This window comes from Octadecabacter algicola (assembly GCF_021532625.1).
GTDB lineage: Bacteria > Pseudomonadota > Alphaproteobacteria > Rhodobacterales > Rhodobacteraceae > Octadecabacter > Octadecabacter algicola.
Window position 1 is genome coordinate 1,197,217 of the sequence record NZ_JAKGAR010000001.1, and the last position, 20,368, is coordinate 1,217,584.

25 protein-coding genes and 1 tRNA gene are annotated in these 20,368 nt (G+C 54.6%); 10 read left to right on the forward strand and 16 right to left on the reverse strand.

Features of this window, described 5'->3' with window-relative positions; translation table 11 throughout:
* The first annotated feature begins 42 nt into the window (after nucleotides 1-42).
* The gene (locus tag L0666_RS05880) at nucleotides 43-435 is read left to right on the forward strand and encodes a hypothetical protein (protein ID WP_235259382.1); all 393 of its coding nucleotides are present in this window, start codon (nucleotides 43-45) and stop codon (nucleotides 433-435) included.
* 7 nt (nucleotides 436-442) lie between these two features.
* On the opposite strand, the gene xseA is transcribed toward L0666_RS05880, so the two are convergent.
* The gene (gene xseA / locus L0666_RS05885) at nucleotides 443-2,008 is read right to left on the reverse strand and encodes an exodeoxyribonuclease VII large subunit (protein ID WP_235259383.1); all 1,566 of its coding nucleotides are present in this window, start codon (nucleotides 2,006-2,008) and stop codon (nucleotides 443-445) included.
* Nucleotides 2,009-2,073: 65 nt separating this feature from the next.
* Between xseA and purD the strand changes: the two genes are divergently transcribed.
* Complete coding sequence (purD, locus tag L0666_RS05890) at nucleotides 2,074-3,336, forward strand: phosphoribosylamine--glycine ligase (RefSeq protein WP_235259384.1); 1,263 nt, start codon at nucleotides 2,074-2,076, stop codon at nucleotides 3,334-3,336.
* Between the two features lie 75 nt (nucleotides 3,337-3,411).
* Here purD and L0666_RS05895 read toward each other — a convergent pair whose 3' ends face one another.
* The 5 genes from L0666_RS05895 to L0666_RS05915 all read right to left on the reverse strand — a co-directional run bounded on the left by L0666_RS05895 (nucleotide 3,412) and on the right by L0666_RS05915 (nucleotide 8,188).
* Nucleotides 3,412-3,924, reverse strand: coding sequence for a CarD family transcriptional regulator (locus L0666_RS05895; protein WP_216036353.1), 513 nt, complete (start codon nucleotides 3,922-3,924; stop codon nucleotides 3,412-3,414).
* 173 nt (nucleotides 3,925-4,097) lie between these two features.
* Nucleotides 4,098-4,433 (reverse strand): ferredoxin FdxA, encoded by a 336-nt coding sequence (gene fdxA, locus L0666_RS05900; RefSeq protein ID WP_216036352.1) that lies wholly within the window; start codon nucleotides 4,431-4,433, stop codon nucleotides 4,098-4,100.
* A gap of 90 nt (nucleotides 4,434-4,523) precedes the next feature.
* Entirely contained in the window at nucleotides 4,524-4,889 is a 366-nt protein-coding gene (locus tag L0666_RS05905) for an RNA-binding S4 domain-containing protein (RefSeq protein WP_235259385.1), read from the reverse strand.
* The gene (locus tag L0666_RS05910) at nucleotides 4,886-7,579 is read right to left on the reverse strand and encodes a helicase-related protein (RefSeq protein ID WP_235259386.1); all 2,694 of its coding nucleotides are present in this window, start codon (nucleotides 7,577-7,579) and stop codon (nucleotides 4,886-4,888) included. The genes L0666_RS05905 and L0666_RS05910 overlap by 4 nt, the downstream gene beginning before the upstream one ends.
* A gap of 21 nt (nucleotides 7,580-7,600) precedes the next feature.
* Complete coding sequence (locus L0666_RS05915) at nucleotides 7,601-8,188, reverse strand: tetratricopeptide repeat protein (protein ID WP_235259387.1); 588 nt, start codon at nucleotides 8,186-8,188, stop codon at nucleotides 7,601-7,603.
* 68 nt (nucleotides 8,189-8,256) lie between these two features.
* Between L0666_RS05915 and L0666_RS05920 the strand changes: the two genes are divergently transcribed.
* The 3 genes from L0666_RS05920 (at nucleotide 8,257) to L0666_RS05930 (ending at nucleotide 11,425) form a co-directional block, all read left to right on the forward strand.
* Nucleotides 8,257-8,547 (forward strand): SCP2 sterol-binding domain-containing protein, encoded by a 291-nt coding sequence (locus L0666_RS05920; protein WP_216036348.1) that lies wholly within the window; start codon nucleotides 8,257-8,259, stop codon nucleotides 8,545-8,547.
* Between the two features lies 1 nt (nucleotide 8,548).
* Nucleotides 8,549-9,496 (forward strand): alpha/beta hydrolase, encoded by a 948-nt coding sequence (locus L0666_RS05925; protein ID WP_235259388.1) that lies wholly within the window; start codon nucleotides 8,549-8,551, stop codon nucleotides 9,494-9,496.
* A gap of 129 nt (nucleotides 9,497-9,625) precedes the next feature.
* Nucleotides 9,626-11,425: a M3 family oligoendopeptidase gene (locus L0666_RS05930; protein ID WP_235259389.1), complete on the forward strand. Its 1,800-nt coding sequence runs from the start codon at nucleotides 9,626-9,628 to the stop codon at nucleotides 11,423-11,425.
* A 97-nt stretch (nucleotides 11,426-11,522) separates the two neighbouring features.
* Here the strand turns inward: L0666_RS05930 and L0666_RS05935 are convergent, their stop codons facing one another.
* The 5 genes from L0666_RS05935 to L0666_RS05955 all read right to left on the reverse strand — a co-directional run bounded on the left by L0666_RS05935 (nucleotide 11,523) and on the right by L0666_RS05955 (nucleotide 14,589).
* Nucleotides 11,523-11,837, reverse strand: coding sequence for a DUF4389 domain-containing protein (locus tag L0666_RS05935; protein ID WP_235259390.1), 315 nt, complete (start codon nucleotides 11,835-11,837; stop codon nucleotides 11,523-11,525).
* Nucleotides 11,838-11,960: 123 nt separating this feature from the next.
* On the reverse strand, nucleotides 11,961-12,857 hold the full coding sequence (rpoH, locus tag L0666_RS05940; protein ID WP_235259391.1) for an RNA polymerase sigma factor RpoH: 897 nt from the start codon (nucleotides 12,855-12,857) through the stop codon (nucleotides 11,961-11,963).
* Between the two features lie 209 nt (nucleotides 12,858-13,066).
* Complete coding sequence (locus tag L0666_RS05945; RefSeq protein WP_235259392.1) at nucleotides 13,067-13,393, reverse strand: hypothetical protein; 327 nt, start codon at nucleotides 13,391-13,393, stop codon at nucleotides 13,067-13,069.
* A gap of 3 nt (nucleotides 13,394-13,396) precedes the next feature.
* Entirely contained in the window at nucleotides 13,397-14,431 is a 1,035-nt protein-coding gene (locus L0666_RS05950; protein ID WP_235259393.1) for an RluA family pseudouridine synthase, read from the reverse strand.
* An 81-nt stretch (nucleotides 14,432-14,512) separates the two neighbouring features.
* Nucleotides 14,513-14,589, reverse strand: a tRNA-His gene (locus L0666_RS05955).
* Nucleotides 14,590-14,773: 184 nt separating this feature from the next.
* Here L0666_RS05955 and L0666_RS05960 point away from each other — a divergent pair.
* Nucleotides 14,774-14,962: a DUF6324 family protein gene (locus L0666_RS05960; RefSeq protein WP_235259394.1), complete on the forward strand. Its 189-nt coding sequence runs from the start codon at nucleotides 14,774-14,776 to the stop codon at nucleotides 14,960-14,962.
* 52 nt (nucleotides 14,963-15,014) lie between these two features.
* On the forward strand, nucleotides 15,015-15,836 hold the full coding sequence (locus L0666_RS05965) for a DMT family transporter (protein WP_235259567.1): 822 nt from the start codon (nucleotides 15,015-15,017) through the stop codon (nucleotides 15,834-15,836).
* Here the strand turns inward: L0666_RS05965 and L0666_RS05970 are convergent.
* Entirely contained in the window at nucleotides 15,833-16,309 is a 477-nt protein-coding gene (locus tag L0666_RS05970; RefSeq protein WP_235259395.1) for an MmcB family DNA repair protein, read from the reverse strand. The genes L0666_RS05965 and L0666_RS05970 overlap by 4 nt on opposite strands.
* A gap of 123 nt (nucleotides 16,310-16,432) precedes the next feature.
* On the opposite strand from L0666_RS05970, the gene L0666_RS05975 reads away from it, so the two are divergent.
* Genes L0666_RS05975 through L0666_RS05985 form a run of 3 tightly spaced genes read left to right on the forward strand, consistent with a single transcriptional unit; the run spans nucleotide 16,433 to nucleotide 17,598 of the window.
* Nucleotides 16,433-16,750: an ArsR/SmtB family transcription factor gene (locus tag L0666_RS05975; RefSeq protein WP_235259396.1), complete on the forward strand. Its 318-nt coding sequence runs from the start codon at nucleotides 16,433-16,435 to the stop codon at nucleotides 16,748-16,750.
* Nucleotides 16,747-17,166 carry an SRPBCC family protein gene (locus tag L0666_RS05980; RefSeq protein WP_235259397.1) on the forward strand — a complete coding sequence of 140 codons (420 nt, stop codon included), beginning with the start codon at nucleotides 16,747-16,749 and terminating at the stop codon, nucleotides 17,164-17,166. Before L0666_RS05975 ends, L0666_RS05980 begins: the two co-directional genes overlap by 4 nt.
* The gene (locus L0666_RS05985; RefSeq protein WP_235259398.1) at nucleotides 17,167-17,598 is read left to right on the forward strand and encodes a hypothetical protein; all 432 of its coding nucleotides are present in this window, start codon (nucleotides 17,167-17,169) and stop codon (nucleotides 17,596-17,598) included.
* A gap of 217 nt (nucleotides 17,599-17,815) precedes the next feature.
* Here L0666_RS05985 and L0666_RS05990 read toward each other — a convergent pair whose 3' ends face one another.
* From L0666_RS05990 to ribB, 4 genes are read right to left on the reverse strand one after another with little or no spacing between them, the layout of a single operon-like run.
* Nucleotides 17,816-18,163, reverse strand: coding sequence for a hypothetical protein (locus L0666_RS05990; RefSeq protein WP_235259399.1), 348 nt, complete (start codon nucleotides 18,161-18,163; stop codon nucleotides 17,816-17,818).
* 51 nt (nucleotides 18,164-18,214) lie between these two features.
* On the reverse strand, nucleotides 18,215-18,697 hold the full coding sequence (gene nusB, locus L0666_RS05995) for a transcription antitermination factor NusB (protein WP_216036336.1): 483 nt from the start codon (nucleotides 18,695-18,697) through the stop codon (nucleotides 18,215-18,217).
* Nucleotides 18,694-19,233 (reverse strand): 6,7-dimethyl-8-ribityllumazine synthase, encoded by a 540-nt coding sequence (locus tag L0666_RS06000; protein ID WP_235259400.1) that lies wholly within the window; start codon nucleotides 19,231-19,233, stop codon nucleotides 18,694-18,696. Before L0666_RS06000 ends, nusB begins: the two co-directional genes overlap by 4 nt.
* Nucleotides 19,233-20,363, reverse strand: coding sequence for a 3,4-dihydroxy-2-butanone-4-phosphate synthase (gene ribB / locus L0666_RS06005; protein ID WP_235259401.1), 1,131 nt, complete (start codon nucleotides 20,361-20,363; stop codon nucleotides 19,233-19,235). The genes L0666_RS06000 and ribB overlap by 1 nt, the downstream gene beginning before the upstream one ends.
* Nucleotides 20,364-20,368: the final 5 nt, after the last annotated feature.

The following is a 20,368-nucleotide window of genomic DNA, read 5'->3' on the forward strand; positions in this document are numbered from 1 at the left end:
GTTTAACTAGTAAGCGCTGAAATGCTCTGGCACAGTTGGCGCATGAAATACTTATTGCTCTTATCGCTACTCGCAGCCCCTGCTCTTGCAGAAACTCCAATGTCAGGCGACGAATTCGAAGCCATGGTCGAAGGAAAAACTTTGACGTTCTCGGCAGAAACGGCGCCTTTTGGAACAGAGTACTACGCCCCGAACCGGCGCGTTATTTGGTCATTCGTCGGCGGTGAATGCGTCGCAGGTGAATGGTACGAAGAAGCCCATGACACAGGGCCAAGCATTTGCTTTGTATATGAAAACGACGAAATCCCGAAGTGCTGGTTGGTCTACGATGTGGACGGAAAAATTCGGGCGGATTATGTGAACACGCCCGGAACGACCGTGCTTTATCAGGCTATAGAATCGGAACCTTTGGTCTGTGGCGGCGTCGGCGCGTAATACTGCATTAAAAGAGCGACCCTTGATCAGATGGATCAGGTTTCTTCTTTGCAGGTTTGGCTTTAGGGGGCATTGCCTGACCTTGGCTTCCACCCGTAACCATCGTCCCATCGGCGAATTCAATCTCAAGTGATTTGGCCTTTGCCGCAGTTTTGGTTGTCGTGACGACCTCGCCATCTCCTCGCACAACCGCGTAACCCCGTTTGAGCGTCTCACGATAACCCAGCGTCTCATGCATCCGGTCCAATGCGCGCAATCGGCTGCGGTTGCGTTCGGTTTGTGTCGATGCGGCAGTTGTAAGACGCTGCACGACCGCCGAAAGATCTTTGGTTGAACGGCTTGAAACCGACAAAAGCACGTCAGGTCGCAATCGGCGCGTCTGTTGATCCAAATCCCTTTTGGCCTGAGAACTCGTGCGCCCCAACGCTGGGGCCATTCGAGCGTCCCAGCCCGCAAGACGTTCGCGATGGCGCTGCATTTGTGTGTTCAGCACCGAAGGCCGCAAAAGGCCAGACGCCTCACCCAAACGCAAACGCCCGTCTTTGATGCGTCCAATCAGAACCGAATCCAATTTTTCAGACCAGTAGTCGAACCGTTGGCGCGCATCCTCGACCAATTGTTGTGGCTTGGGCATAACACGCGCCAGATCGGCCACACGTTGTTTGCGCCGCGTGACCCCCTCGCCCACAGAACGAGACGCCCGTGCGCCCAGTTGATCCACTCCTGCCATGAGTTCAAGGCGCACTGGCACAGCCATTTCCGCTGCGGCACTCGGTGTTGGCGCACGCCTATCGGACACGTAATCAATCAAGGTCGTATCAGTTTCGTGTCCAACGGCGGAAATCAACGGTATCTCGCTGGCAGCAGCCGCGCGGGCTACGATCTCTTCGTTGAAGCCCCACAGGTCTTCGATGGACCCACCACCACGCGCCACAATGATCAAATCGGGCCGCGGCAAAGCCCCGCCCTTGGACATTGTGTTAAACCCAGCAATCGCGCGGGCCACTTGCGGGGCACATTCTTTGCCCTGAACGGCGACGGGCCAAACCAGCACCTTGCGCGGGAACCGATCCCGCAAGCGATGCAGGATATCGCGAATTACAGCCCCCTGCGGCGACGTAATGACGCCAATAATTTCGGGTAGGTATGGAATCTCCGTTTTGCGGTCCGAAGCGAAAAGCCCTTCGGCTTCCAGTGCTTTTTTGCGCTTGTCGAGCATCGCCATCAACGCGCCGACCCCAGCCACCTGCACTTGCAGCACATTCAAAGAATACTGGGATTTGAACCCAGAGGCGGTCATACGACCCGACACAACGACTTCCATCCCCTCTTCCGGACGCACATCAAGGCCAGACATTTGACCTTTCCACGTCATGCAGGACAGCACATTACGATCATCTTTGAGGTCAAAGTACATGTGGCCAGACCGTGCTAGAACCACACGCCCCACTTCACCTTTGACACGGACATGGCCAAATTCGCCCTCGATCGTGCGCTTCACCGCACCTGACAGTTCGCTGACTGTAAACTCTGGCGTGTTGCCTGCGTTTTCGGGTTCGTCGATCAAGTCCAAGGGCGGCCTCTTGTGCTGGGAGTTCTGGCACCATAGAACGCGCCAAACCAGAAGGGAATTGCCAGATGAACATCCTGATCTTGGGCGGCGGCGGACGCGAGCACAGCCTTGCATGGGCTGTAAAACAGAACCCCAAATGTGATCGCTTGATTGTAGCACCAGGAAACGCTGGAATAGCCCAGATTGCAGATTGTGCTGCGATTAACATTGAAGACGGGGACGCTGTGGCGTCCTTTTGCGTCGAGAACAAAATCGATTTCGTCATCATCGGGCCAGAAGCCCCCCTCGCCGCGGGCGTTGCCGATACGCTGCGTGCTGACGGAGTGTTGGTGTTTGGCTGTTCCAAAGCGGCCGCGCAGCTGGAATCATCTAAATCCTTTACCAAAGCGATTTGCGATGCCTGCGATGCGCCAACCGCTGGCTATGCGCATTTTACGGATGCTGAGGCAGCTAAAGCCTATGTCACGCAGCAAGGCGCGCCAATTGTCATCAAAGCCGATGGTCTTGCAGCGGGCAAAGGGGTCGTCGTGGCTATGGAACTGGACACGGCACTTGCTGCGGTGGATGATATGCTGGGCGGTCAATTTGGCGATGCCGGTGCTGAGGTCGTGATCGAAGAATTCATGACTGGCGAAGAAGCATCGTTCTTTATCCTATGTGACGGCAAAACCGTTCTGCCTGTTGGCACAGCCCAAGACCACAAACGCGCTTTTGATGGTGACGAAGGCCCGAACACCGGCGGCATGGGCGCCTATTCCCCTGCCCCTGTCCTGACAGACGCTATCGCAGAAAAGGCCTTGGCCGAAATCGTGCGCCCAACCGTAGCTGAAATGGCTGCGCGTGGCACACCGTTCGAAGGCATCCTTTACGCGGGCCTGATGATCGAAAACGGTCAGCCGCGCCTTGTGGAATACAACGTGCGATTTGGTGATCCGGAATGTCAGGTCTTGATGATGCGGTTGGGGGCTCAGGCGCTTGATCTGCTTTTGGCCTGCGCCGAGAACCGTCTGGATGAAGTCACGCCAAACTGGGCGGACGATCACGCGATGACCATTGTCATGGCTGCGGACGGTTATCCCGGGGCTTATGAAAAAGGCAGCGTAATTAACGGCTTGGACGATCTGCCCGAGACGTCGTTGGAAATGACATTCCACGCAGGAACCGCAGAAAAAGACGGCCAAGTCATTGCAACTGGAGGGCGGGTTTTGAACATCACGGCGCGGGGCGCGACACTCAAGGACGCACATGCCAAAGCCTATGCCATGACACGCCAGATCAATTGGCCCGAAGGATTCTACCGCTCTGATATCGGGCACCGCGCCCTCTAAGGCCGCACCCATGAAAATACAAAAACCCGCGCTTTCGTTGATGAAAGCGCGGGTTTTTCATTGCCTGAAAGACACTTAAGCGGCGGATGCGCGACTTTGTAGCGTTTCCATGATCTCAGCGTTGGCATCTGTTTCATTGCCATTGCCGACTGCCGCAATTTCACGGGTCAGGCGTTCCAATGCAGCCTCATAAAGCTGACGTTCGGAATAGCTTTGCTCACGCTGATCATCGGCGCGGTGCAAATCACGCACAACTTCGGCAATCGCGATCAGATCGCCAGAGTTGATCTTTTGCTCATATTCCTGTGCGCGACGGGACCACATGGCTTTCTTGACCTTGGCCTTGCCTTTGAGGGTTCTCATCGCGTCCGCAACAACGTCAGCAGACGCAAGGCTACGCATACCGACTTCTTCGGCTTTGTTGGTTGGAACGCGCAGGGTCATCTTATCCTTTTCGAACGCAATCACGAACATTTCCAGTTCGAACCCAGCAATTTCCTGTGTTTCAATCGAAACGATTTTTCCGACACCATGGGCCGGATAAACTACAAAATCGTTCGGGCTATAATCGTACTTCTTCTTCGCCATGAGATTTCCTTTCCTCAAAGCAGCATCACCAGACACAAAAAGACCGGCGGGGACCATGCGGTCTCCGTCAGTACATCTTCATATCTGGATCAACAATTACGCGGCATTGAAGCCACCATATCATAAAAAACGCCTGATTCCCACAGGAAACGAAAGCGTTACAACGTAGCGTTTCAGCCGCCTTCGCCTGGCGCTTCGGAGAACAGCTCCATCTTGCCTTCTTTGCCGTCCATCTCTTCGGCATTCGGCAATTGGTCTTTCTTCGTAATGATGACCGGCCACATCTCGGAATACTTGCGGTTGAACTCAACCCACTTTTCCATGTCCGGCTCTGTGTCAGGGCGGATCGCGTCAGCGGGGCATTCTGGCTCACACACACCACAATCGATGCATTCGTCTGGGTGGATCACCAACATGTTTTCACCCTCATAGAAGCAATCTACGGGGCAAACTTCGACACAGTCGGTGTATTTACAGGCGATGCAGTTATCGTTGACGATGTATGTCATGGGGCGTCCAAATATATGGGTGTAGAACTTGTTTCGCGACGTCTCTAACGCTCACCTGCCCTGCCTTCAAGGGCCGACATGGCGGCAGCATCACCGCGACCCTTTCAGAATGTCCATGTCGCGGCGGTCCTTCTTAGTCGGACGGCCACCAACCCTATGTTCTAAAGGGTTAACTTTCGGTTCTCGCGCTGGAGTTAAATCTTCGTATAGGGCTTGGGCTTCTGGTGCTGGCCCACGTCGAACACCTAGCCCTACGACCCTAATCACCCGTACTTCGTCTTCTTTCGGGAAGGTCAGAACCACACCGGCGCTAATTGTACGGCTTGGTTTGGAAACGGGTGTGCCATCGACACGACACCGCCCCGATTTGACCAGTGCTGCGGCCAGCCCGCGCGACTTAAAGAATCGCGCGTGCCAGAGCCATTTGTCTAAACGGAGTGTGTCCGCCTCGCTCAATCTTTCTTAAGCCCCGCCAAAGCAGCCGCGAACGGGTTGTCCGGATCGATAGCTTTTTCTTTCTTGGGAGGACGCGCAGAGAAGTTCTGCGCTTTGTCACGCTGAGGTTTGCCACCCTTTTTGCCGCCCTTGCCTTTCGGTGGGCCACGGCGCTGGGGTTTGTCACCTTGCGGACGTTGCTGACGCTTTGGTGCCCAAGAGATCGTGTAGAATACTTCCATTTCAGGGGCATCTTCTTCGGCAACGGCTGCCGTCTCACCCTCTGGAATCGGGTTGGCTGGCACGTCATCGGCAGGAGCATCAACAACAGCCTTCACCTTTTCGCGTTCACCTTTTTCTGCCTTGTAACCAAGGCCTTCCATTAGGTTTGCGAATTGCTCAAGCGTCATGCCCGTGATCGACAGCATATCTGCGGTCGCCTCAAACCCAGCGCGTGTGTTCTGGTCGCGCAGCATATCAGCCAAGCGTTCCAACATATCGATGCGGATCGCACGCTCACCAGCGGCGCGGTAGCCAGACATCGCGTAGGTTCCAGGCTCGAGTCCGGAAATCGTTGGTACAGTTACAAGACCCGGGGGCGGAGCTTCTGGAAAGTCCTGCAAACCCTTGGAAAGAGACCACAAAACCAACCGAAGACGCGTCGGCGCTGGCTTTAGCAACAACGGCATGAAAATCGTGAACTGGCCGAAACGCACACCATGTTTGCGCAAAGCACCACGGGCATCTTGGTCCAACGCTTTGACATCTTCAGCAACGTCTCCGCGTGGCAGAACGCCAAACCCTTCGGCCATTCGGAACGCGAAACCTTTCGCGAGACCAGTCAGCGTCTCGTCAGCCTGCATTTTGATCATTGGCTCGAACGCGGACGCGATCTTGCGGTCAATAAAATGCTGCAAACGGCGCTGGACCTTTTCAGCCACATCAGCGCCAGCTTCGTCATCAACAAAGGCTTCAACGCGAGGCTTGAGCGGATCATCGCCGCTGGTCAGCTTACCGACGGCTTCGGCACCCCACATCAGGCCACCTTGCTCGGTGAAATCAATTTCTGTGTCGGGGGCGTTGTAGAAACGATCCGCGCGCAGATGGAACTGCGGCGCCAACGCCTGAATGGACGCGGCGCGAATTGTTTTCGCCTCTTCCGCGCTGGCGTTCTTATCCTGACGGAACCGGAACCCCTCGATTTTACCAACAAACTGCCCTTCGACAGTCACTTCACCTTTGTCGTTTACGTCGGCCACGAGGCCCTCCTTTTGGTTGAGCCGGCGAAGCAGAACACTGGTCCGCCGGTCCACAAATCTTGCTGTCAGACGCTCATGCAGGGCATCTGATAAACGGTCTTCTACAGCGCGCGTCGCGTCACGCCAATGGCTTTCGTCTTGGACCCAGCCATTGCGTTGCGCAACGTAGGTCCATGTGCGGATATAGGCGAGTCTTTTGGACAGAGCGTCAATGTCCCCATCTGTGCGATCAATTCGGTTCACCCGCCCAGCCAGCCATTCATTTGGCACACGGCCAGATTCATGCAAGAAATTGTAAATCTCGGTCAAAAGCAGCGCGTGTTCAGCATGGCTGATTCCCCGAAAATCCGGAATACGACAAACATCCCACAACAAGCGCACCGATGGGCCATCTGTTGCCCGCGCTGCGACTTCTGCGTCTGCGGATAAAGCCTTGAGCGCGCCAAGATCATCGCTTTCGCGCACGCGAGTTAACCAAGGATCATCTGTTCTCTCTTCGAGCGTTTGTATCAGTCGCGCCGTAGATCCGAACTGCAACCGCGCGTTGCGCCACTGCAGCTTTTTGACCGGCGCGAACTGGTTGTTTGAAATTGCATCAACAACGTCTTCGTCCAAAGTCGGGGCTTCGCCCGTGACGCCAAATGTACCGTTGTTCATATGACGCCCTGCCCGCCCCGCGATTTGCGCCAGCTCATTGGGCATCAAATGGCGCATGCGGCGGCCGTCGAATTTGGTGAGGCTGGAAAACGCGACGTGGTCGATATCTAGGTTAAGCCCCATTCCGATGGCATCCGTCGCCACAAGATAATCTACATCCCCGTTCTGATACATCTCCACTTGGGCATTGCGGGTTCTGGGGCTTAATGCCCCCATAACCACCGCAGCACCGCCCTTTTGACGGCGCAAAAGCTCTGCGATGGCATAGCAATTTTCAACCGAAAACCCAACGATCGCGGATCTTGGCTGCATCCGACTTATCTTTTTGGAACCTGAATACGTTAGCGTACTAAAACGATCCCGTTTCAGGAACTCGGCCTCAGGCACCATGGACGCAATCGCGCCCCACATCGTCTCGGCCCCCATGAAAAGGGTCTCTTGCAGGCCACGCATACGAAGCAACCGGTCGGTAAAGACATGGCCACGGTCGAGATCCGCGCACAGCTGGATTTCATCAATCGCTACGAAATCCGCGCCCATATCTTCGGGCATCGCTTCCACAGTGCAGACCCAATAGGCAGCCCGCGGTGGCACGATGCGTTCTTCGCCTGTGACCAACGCCACAACACTCGGGCCGCGAATGGCGACGATCCGGTCATAGACTTCGCGCGCCAATAGACGCAGCGGCAAACCAATAACGCCTGTGCGATGCGCCAACATACGTTCGATTGCGTAGTGGGTTTTGCCCGTGTTTGTAGGCCCCAAGACAGCCGTGATCCGGCCTCGATTGGTCATAGTTACGATTCCGATACCGAATTAGAGAGCTTCGCCAGACAGTTGTACTTCTAGCCGTTCAATCATGGCAGCGACTTCTGGGGCAGACGGGCTAAAGGCTGCAACACGTTGCCAAACTTCAAGCGCATCTTCTGGCCGCTCCAATTCTTCGAGAATCACCGCCACGCCAATCATTGCCCCGAAGTGCCGCGGTTCAAGCACCAAGACCTGACGCAAATCATCAATTGCCGGCCCATAAAGTCCAAGTTGGTAATATGCCGCCGCGCGGGCATTGTAGCCTTCGGCGAAATCTGGCGCATGATCGACCAAAGCGCTGAAATGTTCCAAGGCGACTTCAGGCATGCCCTCATCGATGGCGTCTTCACCTCGGCGCAGCAGCAAATCCATCGCAGGTGATGCGCTTTTGCTCCATTCAGTCATGATTTGGTCTTCGATGCGGGCCACGTCCTCGGGCTCCGCCTCAAGAAGACGTTCAAATAGCGTATCCAATCGTTCGGTTTGCGACCAAACGGGTGTGGAAATCCCTACTCCAAAAAAAAGTGCCGTAAGGATAGAATTGAGAAGCTGTTTCTTAATGCCCATAGTGAGAGTGTAGCGCATCATGCGCATGATACCAGAGGGCCTGAACGCAAACTGTTCACAATACCGAGGCCTGCAACCGAAGGATTGACCAAACTATGAGCGACGTAATTTCCCAAGCTGTAACAGCCCTGAACGATAAAATCGGCGGTTCCGGCTTTGACGGCACCGCAAAGTTCGAGATCGAAGGCGAAGGCGCAATCGTTGTCGACGCTGACGGCGCGCGCGAATCTGATGACGAAGCAGACGTCATCTTGAGCGCTGATGCCGACACGTTCCAAGCGATTCTTGAAGGCGAGCAAAATCCAACAGCCGCATTCATGACCGGCAAACTGACAATCGATGGTGACATGGGCCTTGCCATGAAACTTGCAGGAGCATTGGCTTAACATGTCTCAAGCGGCCCCCTACCACGCTGATATTGCAGGCAATTCCGACGGGATTTGCCATTGGTTGACCACCGTGGATGGGGTCCGCATTCGGGTGGGCCATTGGCCTACCCCGAACGCTCAGGGAACTGTCTTAATTTTCCCCGGGCGTACTGAGTACATCGAAAAATATGGCCGCACGGCGACCGAGCTTACAAAGCGAGGGTTTGCTTGTGTGGCGATTGATTGGCGCGGTCAGGGAATTGCAGATCGCCTTCTGCCAAATCGTGCGGTCGGCCATGTTGATGTCTTTGAAGACTACCAACTTGATGTGAAAGCTGCACTTTTGCACGTCAAATCCCTTGGCTTGCCCGAACCTTACCATCTGCTTGCCCATTCCATGGGGGGCTGCATCGGATTGCGGTCCCTCTATGAGGGTCTCCCCGTCAAATCCGCAGTTTTTTCGGCCCCTATGTGGGGAATCAAAATGTCTCCTGCATTGCGGCCTATCGCTTGGGGTCTCAGCTCGGTCAGCAAACAACTTGGCTTTGGTGGAGTGTTCGCCCCGGGTCAGCAAGCCGAAACATATGTGTTGCGCGCAACAGCCGACGACAACACGTTGACGTCCGACACTGCGAATTTCGATATTCTGCAACAACAGTTAAAGGTGCAGCCGGACCTGGCTCTTGGCGGCCCATCGCTGCATTGGCTTAATGAATCGCTGCGCGAAATGCGGGTGCTGGCTCAGCGCCCGTCCCCTGACATCCCGTGTCTTACATTCCTTGGATCAGATGAGGCTATCGTAGACCCGACCCGTATTTACGAACGCATGGCCAACTGGCCGAATGGCGAACTGGTGGTGCTAGAAAAAGGCCGTCATGAAGTGCTGATGGAAGTGCCTGACATTCGCACACGCGTTCTTGACGGTGCAGCTGCGCTGTTTTCTGCACATTCACCGGAAATGGCCTGACTTTCTGACACTCGGCCACGCCGCCCCATGGTCAAGCCGCCCACGCGCCCCTACATAAGGGGAAACACCAACACGTGAGGCGCTATGTCATTCCCAGTTTTCACTCCCCGTCCCGCAACTGATCCCCGCATGTTTGATGCGAACGCCTCATCTGGCGACGCATTTGGTGATCTTCCGGAATGGAATTTGACCGACCTGTACCCAAGTCCTAACGCCAAAGAGCTTTTGAGCGATCTTGACTGGCTCGAAACTGCCTGCAGCAGCTTTGCTGAAGACTATGAAGGCAAACTTAGCGCCCTAGACGCTGCCGGATTGCTCGAAGCGGTTAAACGATATGAACAAATTGACATCACTGCGGGTCGGATCATGTCCTATGCAGGGTTGCGGTATTATCAGCACACGACAGACCCAAAACGTGCACAATTCATGTCTGATATGCAGGACAAGATCACCACGTTTACGACCCCGCTTGTGTTCTACGGACTTGAATTTAACCGTCTCGAAGACACGCATGTTGACGGTCTTCTCTCTGCAAATGCGGACCTTGCCCGCTACAAGCCCATCATGGACCGGATGCGCGCGATGCGCCCCTACCAACTGTCTGATGAGTTAGAAAAATTCCTGCACGATCAATCCGTTGTCGGGACATCCGCATGGAACAAACTGTTTGATGAAACCATTGCAGGGCTAAAGTTCACGGTCGACGGCGAAGAATTGAACATCGAAGGTACACTTAACCTTCTGTCCGAACAGGATCGCAGCAAACGCGAAGCCGGGGCACGTGAATTGGCCCGCGTTTTTGGTGAGCAGGTCGGCTTGTTCGCCCGTGTCCACAACACGCTCGCCAAGGAAAAAGAGATCGAAGACCGCTGGCGCGGCATGCCATCACCACAAGCAGGCCGCCACCTGTCCAACCATGTGGAACCCGAAGTGGTCGAAGCGCTGCGCAACGCTGTCGTTGACGCATACCCACGTCTTTCGCACCGCTATTATGCGCTGAAAGCCAAGTGGATGGGCCTTGAAACCATGGAAGTTTGGGACCGCAACGCGCCCCTCCCTATGGAAGCCGACCGCACCGTGTCATGGGACGAAGCCGAAACCACAGTCATGGACGCCTACGCCGCTTTTGACCCGCGCATGGCCGAAATCGCCAAACCGTTCTTCACAGACGGCTGGATCGACGCTGGCGTCAAGGAAGGCAAAGCGCCGGGTGCGTTTGCGCATCCAACAGTCACAACCGTGCACCCTTATGTCATGCTAAACTACCTCGGTAAGCCTCGTGATGTTATGACGCTTGCCCACGAACTGGGCCACGGCGTGCATCAGGTTTTGGCCGCGGAACAAGGCGAACTGCTCAGCTCTACTCCGCTGACCCTTGCTGAAACTGCTTCTGTATTTGGGGAAATGCTGACGTTCCGCAAACTTTTGGATCAGGCGGAAACCCAAGAAGAACGCAAAGTTCTGCTCGCCGGTAAAGTCGAGGACATGATCAACACCGTCGTTCGCCAGATCGCGTTCTATGACTTTGAATGCAAACTCCACGATGCACGCGGAAACGGCGAACTTACGCCCGATGACATCAACGAACTGTGGATGTCCGTTCAAGGCGAAAGCCTCGGCCCAGTGTTCAATTTCATGGATGGCTATGAAACGTTCTGGGCCTATATCCCGCACTTCGTCCACTCGCCCTTCTACGTCTATGCTTACGCGTTTGGCGACGGCCTCGTGAACGCGCTTTATGCGGTCTATGAGGATATGGGCGAAGAGTTCAAAGACAAGTACTTTGACATGCTCAAAGCTGGCGGATCCAAGCACCACAAAGAACTGCTGGAACCGTTTGGTCTGGACGCCTCTGACCCTAAATTCTGGGCCAAGGGCCTTGGCATGATCGAAAGCATGATTGATGAACTGGAAGCGATGGAAGGCTAGTTTCGCTTCCTTTACGATAGCTTAGAATTACATCGAGGGAAGAGGCCGCCTCTTCCCTCGATTGCAATCAATCTGTCACCGGTAGCTTGGGTGCGCGCTAGTCTAGTTCGGTCCAAGGCCACGGCTTAACCTCTGATGCAGCCGTCTGATACCGCGTCGCCTTGGCAACCCAAATCCCGACGTCGGTGCCTAGTTCCGCAATCCGCTCGTTGGGCTGTTTATTGCTCGCCAGCATTATTATGAACTGGATCAACGCCAGCACACCAATAACAGTGCCCGCAAACGAGATCATGAACGCAATAATGATCATATAGATAAGCCGCGTGAACAGGTTCTCCTGAACAGGTTCTTCCGGTTCACGGCGGGACGTGTTTTCCGGCATTACGTCGTCAAATTCATGCGGATCAGCCATCGTTCGAATCTCCTTGTTCCGGCAAGTCTAACGTTTGGCGTCCGCCGCATAAACCACAACAATTTTGTCCCCCGAATACAAAAGGCGCCAACCTTGCGGTCGGCGCCTCTGCGGGAGGGAAGTTTATGCCGCTGGCAACATGCCCTTTTCGCGGGCCAATGTTTGCATTTTGGCTTGCAGTTTCTCGAACGCACGCACTTCGATTTGGCGAATTCGTTCGCGGCTTACGTCGTACTGACCGCTGAGTTCTTCAAGCGTCACCGCTTTTTCGGTTAGGCGGCGCTGCATCAGAATGTCTTTTTCACGGTCATTTAGAACGTCCATAGCCTCGGCCATAAGTTCACGACGCATGTCGAGTTCGTCTTTCGCCTCATAGTCACCCGCTTGGTCGGCGGATTCGTCTTCTAACCAATCTTGCCACTGCATGGTGCCTTCGCCCTCGGAACCGACAGTTGCGTTCAGCGATGCATCCCCACCGGACATCCGGCGGTTCATTGAGATCACTTCATCCTCTGTCACGCCAAGGTCATTGGCGATGCGTTCGACGTTCTCAGGGCGCAGATCACCCTCTTCTAAGGCACCAATACGGTTCTTGGCTTTGCGCAGGTTGAAGAACAGCTTCTTTTGCGCGGAGGTTGTGCCCAGCTTAACCATAGACCAGCTGCGCAGCACGTATTCCTGAATGGACGCACGGATCCACCACATAGCGTAGGTCGCAAGGCGGAAGCCCTTTTCAGGGTCAAAACGTTTCACAGCCTGCATCAGGCCAACGTTCGCTTCCGAGATAACCTCGGCTTGTGGCAAACCGTAGCCACGATAGCCCATGGCGATTTTTGCTGCTAAACGCAGGTGTGATGTAACCATTTTATGGGCCGCTTCGGTGTCCTCATGGTCCACCCAGCGTTTTGCCAGCATATATTCTTCATCCGGTTCCAGCATTGGGAACTTGCGGATGTCTTGCATGTAGCGGTTCAACCCCTGCTCGGGTGATGGCGCCGGTAGATTTGAATAAGAGCTCATAGTGTCCCCCTAAATTATTGTCGATCGCCGTTGTTTATATGGCGCAATGCCTATTATGTTTACGGCCTTAACATGGATATGGGTATGCAGCATGCCCAATTCAAGACCGTTTCGTTCAGTTTTCGTAAAATAGATTTAAGGGTGTATGAACAGATGACCAGAGTTGTTTCTGCGCGCTCACGCACATGGGAAAGATTGTTTCAGTAGAATTAAACCGAAACCTTACCCGTCGCATAAGTTTTGGGCAAAAATGCAAGCTCAACCGAACGGCTGCACGACTGCTCAATATGTTGGTCCACAACACTCGTCAGCTTTTCCAACAATGCCTGCATAAACGCGGCATCGCGATGTGGTTTGTCCAAAACCCTAACCGTCAGGAAAACATGAGTGTGATTGAATTCAGCTGCCGGATAGGCGCGCCCCTTGCAGTCACCTGCCCCGCTATCAAAGTCACTTATCTCGGCTTCGATTGCAGCCAACAACGCAACCGCATCAATCTTCATATCCACTGAATACTTGAGATCTGCTTGGGGCATGTCTTAGTCCTTTGACGCGTTTAAGGCGGCGATCAGTTCGTCCATGTCGTCGGGCATCGGTGCCTCGAAACGGATCATTTCTTTGGTTACGGGGTGCTCGAACCCTAGTGTCGCAGCGTGCAGCGCTTGGCGCGGGAATATGCGGGCAGCTTCGCGACCTGCTTCTCCAACGGCTTTTTCAGACAGCTTGCGGCGACCGCCATAGGTCGGATCGCCAATTAAACCGTGACCCGCATGGGCCAAATGCACCCGAATTTGGTGCGTGCGGCCCGTTTCCAGCCAACAATCCAGCAGTGCGGCAACGGCGGGTGAGCCCAATGGCTCAACAATTCGGGCACGCGTGACCGCATGGCGGCCATTGTGCCAAACCACGGCCTGTTTCTGGCGGTCATGTTTATGACGCGCCAGTTGCGTTTGCAGTTTCAAAATATTGCCGGGCTCAAAGGATGCCCCTTTGATGCCCCGCACCCGAGGGTCTGCGGAATCAGGCACACCATAGCAAATTGCACGGTAATGGCGTTCAACGGTGTGGGCCTCAAATTGCGCGGCGAGGCCGTGATGCGCTCGATCGGTTTTGGCGACAACCAAAAGCCCGCTGGTTTCTTTATCAATGCGGTGCACGATACCCGGGCGCTTTTCGCCACCCACGCCAGAAAGCGCGTCACCACAATGGTGTAAAAGTGCGTTCACCAATGTGCCCGACGGCGTACCGGGGGCCGGATGAACCACCATGCCCGTGGGCTTGTTGATGACAATCAGATCGTCGTCCTCAAACACCACATCCAGTGGAATATCTTCGCCCGCGACATGGTAATCATCCGCAATTTCGACAACGATCTCAACGGCGTCGCCCTCAACCGGCTTTGCGCGTGGATCCGTCACAACCGCACCGTTCACCTTTACCGCGCCATCGGCCAACAGCCGCATCAACCGGGATCGGCTAAGCGACGCCTCGATGGGCACATCGCGCGCAAGCGCTTTGTCCAGCCGTGGGGCCGGATTCTCGGAGATGGTGAATGTCACAGTTTGAGAAGTCATAAACGCCTCTTAGGCCAGCGCGACGACCATGTCACGCAACACGGGCTGCGCAAATGCGTCTCATTTACAAATAAGGGGTGGTGGTACCGCCTCCCCGGCTCGAACGGGGGACCCCTGGTTCCACAAACCAGTGCTCTAACCAACTGAGCTAAGGCGGCAACAAGGGGGGATTTAGCGAGGCCCCGCCACGATTGCAAGACAATACAGTGCTCTTTTTTGAAGCTTTGCAGATCGCAACTGGGCCACCACGCGGGGAAAGGGCCTGCCCCCTTGTCATTGGCCACAGGCGCGGGGTAAATCCAAAGGACTAAAACACACCAGCAGTTCCAAGGAACCATTATCATGGGCATCAATACCGAACGCGACATCGAAGCGAACTTGCAAATCGGGCCGACAGATCACGGGCAAGTACGACTGTTTATCGAAGGCGAAGGCATTGAAATCCCCATGGATTTTCTTCCCGAAGAAGCTGAAGAGATCGCCGAGGAAATTCTAGCCGCTGCAAAAGCCGCGCGGCTTATAAAGCCCTGATAACGTGACCGACACTCCCCAAGGGCCACCCTTGTGGCAAGTCGGCGTCGTCATGTTGGCATCGATGACGTTGATTGTGGTTGGGGATGTTGCCGCCAAAGTCTTGTCGCAAGTCGGGATTAGCCCGATATTTGTTGCTTGGACGCGATTTGCGCTAGCCTCCGTTGTCTTAATCCCCTTTAGCGGCTTGCGCCGGAGCGACACCCCTGCCTTGCGCGACCCTGGTGTTTGGTTACGCGCGTTTCTGATTATGGGCGGCATTAGCTGCATCCTGACGGCCCTGCGGACCGAACCTGTCGCCAATACGTTCGGTGCCTTCTTTATTGGGCCAATCGTGGCTTATGTGCTGTCTGTCATCGTGTTGAAGGAAAAGGTCACGGCTTCTCGGACTTTGCTGCTTGGGCTGAGCTTTATGGGTGTTCTGCTAGTCGTGAAGCCCGGGTTCGGGGCAACGGTCGGAATGGGGTTCGCGGTTTTGGCGGGTGTCTTGCACGGCAGCTACGTGGTCGCCACACGCTGGATCGCACCGAGATACCGCCCGAGGCTTTTGCTGATCTCACAATTGGTTCTAGGTGCCATTCTGTTGGCGCCGTTCGGTCTGGCCGCCCGCCCCGAGGCAATTACGTGGGGCATATTTGGGTTGATTGCGATTAGCGCCATGGGGTCGGCAATTGGCAATCTTTTCCTCGTCACGCTCAGTAAGACCACGCCATCTAGCATCATTGCCCCGCTGATTTACACGCAACTTTTGTCTGCAACGGTGCTTGGTTATCTGGTGTTTTCCGATTGGCCGGACTGGATCGCATTCGTCGGCCTGGCAGTTATCTTTGCCAGCGGTGTAGCATCGCTCGCCCTGTCGCGGAGCGCGCGTTAAAGCATACCGCTTTTCATGCGGTGCGTTGGATCACGAAAACTGTGAAGGCGCTGCGCTGCCGTGCGCGCAAACTTGTGCACCATGACTTTGCGCCGCGCGGCTGCCAGTTTGTCGTCTGGTCCCATACGGACGATTTCAGCGTCATAGGCATCGCCAAGGATCAGGCCTGTATCATCGGGCAACAATTCTGTCGGGAAATCCGCATCGACGGCCCAAAAGAACCGATCACACCATTCCAGATAGCCCTGCCATTTGTTGTCCGATTGAAAATCCGCACGGCTGGATTTGCACTCGATTATCCAAACATCGCCTTTCGGTCCCAGCGCCATTACATCAACGCGCAGGCCTCGCGTTGGCACCAGTTCTTCGACACAAACGAAATCCAAGCTGCGCAAATGGCGGCACACACCCCGCGCCAGAAGTTGGCCGGGTTGGTAGGCGGTCAGGTCATCTAGGATCGCGTCATCTGGCATCCCTCAAACATGAACAATATGTGAACATCCGTCAAGACACAGAGCTTTCGTTCAAACACCCTTGACGTAATACCATTTAGTATCACATAAACATGAAACCCTTTGGTATCACGTGAGTCGAAAATGAATGAACCCCAACCACTATTCCGCGCCCTTGCTGATCCAACTCGACGCGACATCCTTTTGATGCTTCGCACTGAGGACATGACAATCGCGCAAGTCGCGGAGAATTTCGACATGACCCGTGCCGCCGTTAAAAAGCACCTCACAGTGTTGTCGGACGGCGGGTTGATTACAGTTCGGGCCGAAGGTCGTGAAAAGATAAACACCCTTAACCCAAGCGCTTTTGCCCCCATCAAAGACTGGCTGTCCTACTTTGACGCCTTCTGGGATGACCGCTTGGGTGATTTGAAATCGGCTATTGAAAAGGACGTCCAATGACCAACATATTGAAAAAGAACATCTATCTCCGCGCCACAAAGGAACAGGTTTGGGCCTATCTGACCGACCCAGACAAGTTAGCGATTTGGTTTCACAAGCCCACCGAGACTCTCGCTGAAGGTTCAGACTATGAAATGCACGGCGTGCAGTCTGGTGACAAATTGATGTGGGGCAAAGTCACAAAATCCCAACCCCATGACCTACTGGAGTATACATTTACGATTGCCCCGATGGGCGATGCAGTCAGCACTGTGTCTTGGACCTTGACCGAGGTTGCAGGTGGCACGCAGCTTTCCCTTAAGCATTCCGGCCTTCCTCAAGGCGAAGACGCCTTCGGTCTAACGCTTGCTCTCGACAAGGGGTGGGACGATCACTTGGGCCGGATGCGCAACGATATTCATACGGTGGAGTGCTAAATGGACTATTCCGCGACCATAAAGGTTCCTGCCGATCCGCAGGTGGTAAGTCATGCGATCCGCAGGGAAATGCACCTCTGGTGGTCAACTCGGGTTGAGATGAAAGAGGATGGCGCGACCGTTCGGTTCAACAACAGCCATGTGACGTTCGCCTTTGACCCTATGGATCCCGCCCTAAAAATGACTTGGCCCTGCACAAAGGCGCATATGATCATTGAAGACGTCCCAGACACCGAGGAATGGGAGGGGACGTCCCTAATCTGGGACATCTCTGCGTCGGTAACTGGCAGCGAAATAACGTTGACGCACAAGGGGTTAAACAATGACCTTCAGTGCCTAGAAGTCTGTTCGCGCGGCTGGGACCATTTCTTTGTCGGATCTCTTCACAAACACTTAAGCGGAAAAACCCCAACACCAGAAACAAGCACTTAGCCCTTGTTTGACCTGCTATGCCACACTAGATCGAATGGTGGCGGGCTTCTGCTCTTCTCGTAAACATGAGGCAACATTCCAGTGGCCTTAAGCAAATCCGAGGTGGCTGGCGCTGTCGGGGCTCTGGCTTCGTTACCTGGCTACCACCTGTACATACAGGTCCTCGGGAATTAGACCTCTACGGTCGCTGCGGGGCCCGCCACCTTGTCCCGAACAGTCATCCTTGACGTCGCTGTGCTGGGCGATCAACACGCACGGGGATCGGTTCTGCCAGAAAGACCTTTACTGGGCGACCGCCGCGTGGCTCATCGTCGTCATCATCCGCCATGCTCATGATTGCAAAGGCAAATTGCACGCCCGCAAAGACGATCCCGTTAAAGATCCAGATCATCATCACAGCAACAATGCCGATGTCAGACCCCATGATCAGGCCACGCAATCCTTTAACATCAAACCCTATCAGCAGCCCTACAAAGACCGCCGACGCAAGAAAGCCGATCAAGCAACTCTTGATATAGAGCTTGATGAGTTCCGGCATTTGATTTGGATGTTTTTGAGCGGACATGACAGTGCCTCCTGCCCTTAACTTAGGAACTTGAGGCGCAATGTCCAAGCGTCAGAACGCCTCAGGCTTGGCCTCTTTTGCCATATGGTCCAGCACGGCGTTGACGAACTTCGGTTCATCGCCGTCCTCAAAGAATGCTTTTGCAACATCAACGTATTCGGTGATTGCAACGCGCGGCGGCGTATCACGACCAATCAGCTCAACGCCGGCCGCCCGAAACAAGGCGCGCAGTGTTGGGTCGATCCGCCCCAATGGCCAACGGGCCACAAGTGCGCGATCTGTCATTTGGTCAATCTCGGCCTGATGATCGACAGCCCGTTCAACCAACATTTTGAAGTGTGAAATGTCGCCATCGATCATTTCGGCACCTTCATAGGTCTCGCCAAAACGGAAATTCAGAAACTCGGCTGTGACTGCGTCAATGGTCTGGCCACTGTGTTCCATCTGAAACAACGCCTGAACCGCATAAAGCCGCGATGCGGATTTCATTTTACGCCGTTGATTACCGGACTGGTTTGATTGGGTCTGCGTCATGCTGTGGTGCTGCCATCCGTATTGCCTGCCATCAAGATATCGTTGGTGAATCCAACGCCCCGGCGAGAGCTGCCCCACTTACGACTGAGTGCGATCAGGTGCAAGGCCGCAGCTGCTGCCCCGCCCCCTTTGTTTTGATCTTTCGGATCAGCACGCACTTCGGCTTGTTTCTGGGTCTCAACGGTTAAGATGCCATTACCGATACACAATCCCTGTAAGCCAAGCAGTTGGATCGCGCGCGAACTGTCATTGCAGACAGTATCGTAATGCGTGGTCTCCCCGCGAATAACGCAGCCCAGCGCGACATAGCCGTCAAAATTGCTCATGCGTTCTGCGATTCCAATGGCTGTCGGAATCTCCAAGGCACCGGGCACGTGAACAACATCCAAGGATGCGCCTGCGGCTTCGAGTTCGGCAACCGCACCTGCGATCTGATTATCGCTGATCTCTTTGTAATACGGCGACGCCACGATCAGAACTTTGACAGGCATGTCAAACGTCGGGCGTTCAAGAATGTGATGTGATGATCCGGCCATTAGCCTAGCTCCGAAATTTTGCGTGTGCCGATGATTTCAAGGCCATATGCATCCAGCCCGACAATCTTGGGCTTGGGTGAATTAGTTAGGAGCTCGATCTTCCCCAACCCAAGCGAGGACAGGATTTGCGCGCCAAGTCCGTATTGCCGCAACGTCTGAGGAGATACCTCATCATGGGCCTGCATTTTCATGGCTGTATCCCGCAAAAGCACGACAACGCCGCGCCCTTCTTCAGCGACACGCATCATAGCTTCACCAAATTCATTAGTGCGCCCTTTGGGGCCAATGCCGATGACGTCTTGCATCGGGTCCATCGAGTGCATTCTCACAAGGACAGGCGCATCGCCGGTAAGGTCGCCCTTGGTCAGAACAATATGTTCGTCCCCATGGGTTTCGTCCGCGTACACCTTCATTTGCCAATCACCGCCAAATTCAGACGTGATGGTTTTCACTTCTTGCACGCGTACCAGATTGTCGTTGCGGCGACGGTAGGCGATCAGATCGGAAATAGTTCCGATCTTTAGGCCGTGCTTTTGCGCGAAGGCCACCAGATCGGGCAAACGTGCCATTTCGCCGTCGTCTTTCATGATTTCACAAATCACACCGGAAGGGTTCAACCCTGCAAGGCGGGAAATATCAACCGCAGCTTCTGTGTGACCTGCACGGACCAGAACGCCCCCTGCTCGAGCACGCAACGGAAAGACATGGCCCGGTGTCGCAATATCGGTCGCGCCTTTTGTCGGGTCGATAGCCACGGCAACGGTTTTCGCGCGATCTGCGGCAGAAATACCTGTGGTCACACCTTCGCGGGCTTCGATCGATACCGTAAACGCCGTTTCGTGACGGCTGGAATTATGCGTCGACATCAGCTGCAAGCCCAGCGCATCAAGCCGTTCTGCTGGTAAGGTCAAACAGATCAACCCGCGCCCATGGGTCGCCATAAAATTGATCGCATCCGGCGTTGCCATTTGCGCAGGGATCACGAGATCGCCTTCGTTTTCACGATCTTCGTGATCGACCAACACAAACATGCGGCCATTGCGAGCGTCATCGATGATGTCTTCGATGCTGGAAATCGCGTCTTTCCAGTCTTCTTCAACTGGGCCGGGGTTTTCGAACGTCTGGTTCATGGTGA

Coding starts and splice junctions, on each gene's coding strand:
- L0666_RS05880 (WP_235259382.1), top strand. CDS start 43: ATGAAATACTTATTGCTCTTATCGCTACTCGCAGCCCCTGCTCTTGCA.
- purD (WP_235259384.1), top strand. CDS start 2,074: ATGAACATCCTGATCTTGGGCGGCGGCGGACGCGAGCACAGCCTTGCA.
- L0666_RS05895 (WP_216036353.1), bottom strand. CDS start 3,924: ATGGCGAAGAAGAAGTACGATTATAGCCCGAACGATTTTGTAGTTTAT.
- fdxA (WP_216036352.1), bottom strand. CDS start 4,433: ATGACATACATCGTCAACGATAACTGCATCGCCTGTAAATACACCGAC.
- L0666_RS05910 (WP_235259386.1), bottom strand. CDS start 7,579: ATGACCAATCGAGGCCGGATCACGGCTGTCTTGGGGCCTACAAACACG.
- L0666_RS05915 (WP_235259387.1), bottom strand. CDS start 8,188: ATGCGCATGATGCGCTACACTCTCACTATGGGCATTAAGAAACAGCTT.
- L0666_RS05920 (WP_216036348.1), top strand. CDS start 8,257: ATGAGCGACGTAATTTCCCAAGCTGTAACAGCCCTGAACGATAAAATC.
- L0666_RS05925 (WP_235259388.1), top strand. CDS start 8,549: ATGTCTCAAGCGGCCCCCTACCACGCTGATATTGCAGGCAATTCCGAC.
- L0666_RS05930 (WP_235259389.1), top strand. CDS start 9,626: ATGTTTGATGCGAACGCCTCATCTGGCGACGCATTTGGTGATCTTCCG.
- L0666_RS05935 (WP_235259390.1), bottom strand. CDS start 11,837: ATGGCTGATCCGCATGAATTTGACGACGTAATGCCGGAAAACACGTCC.
- rpoH (WP_235259391.1), bottom strand. CDS start 12,857: ATGAGCTCTTATTCAAATCTACCGGCGCCATCACCCGAGCAGGGGTTG.
- L0666_RS05945 (WP_235259392.1), bottom strand. CDS start 13,393: ATGCCCCAAGCAGATCTCAAGTATTCAGTGGATATGAAGATTGATGCG.
- L0666_RS05950 (WP_235259393.1), bottom strand. CDS start 14,431: ATGACTTCTCAAACTGTGACATTCACCATCTCCGAGAATCCGGCCCCA.
- L0666_RS05960 (WP_235259394.1), top strand. CDS start 14,774: ATGGGCATCAATACCGAACGCGACATCGAAGCGAACTTGCAAATCGGG.
- L0666_RS05965 (WP_235259567.1), top strand. CDS start 15,015: ATGTTGGCATCGATGACGTTGATTGTGGTTGGGGATGTTGCCGCCAAA.
- L0666_RS05970 (WP_235259395.1), bottom strand. CDS start 16,309: ATGCCAGATGACGCGATCCTAGATGACCTGACCGCCTACCAACCCGGC.
- L0666_RS05975 (WP_235259396.1), top strand. CDS start 16,433: ATGAATGAACCCCAACCACTATTCCGCGCCCTTGCTGATCCAACTCGA.
- L0666_RS05980 (WP_235259397.1), top strand. CDS start 16,747: ATGACCAACATATTGAAAAAGAACATCTATCTCCGCGCCACAAAGGAA.
- L0666_RS05985 (WP_235259398.1), top strand. CDS start 17,167: ATGGACTATTCCGCGACCATAAAGGTTCCTGCCGATCCGCAGGTGGTA.
- L0666_RS05990 (WP_235259399.1), bottom strand. CDS start 18,163: ATGTCCGCTCAAAAACATCCAAATCAAATGCCGGAACTCATCAAGCTC.
- nusB (WP_216036336.1), bottom strand. CDS start 18,697: ATGACGCAGACCCAATCAAACCAGTCCGGTAATCAACGGCGTAAAATG.
- L0666_RS06000 (WP_235259400.1), bottom strand. CDS start 19,233: ATGGCCGGATCATCACATCACATTCTTGAACGCCCGACGTTTGACATG.
- ribB (WP_235259401.1), bottom strand. CDS start 20,363: ATGAACCAGACGTTCGAAAACCCCGGCCCAGTTGAAGAAGACTGGAAA.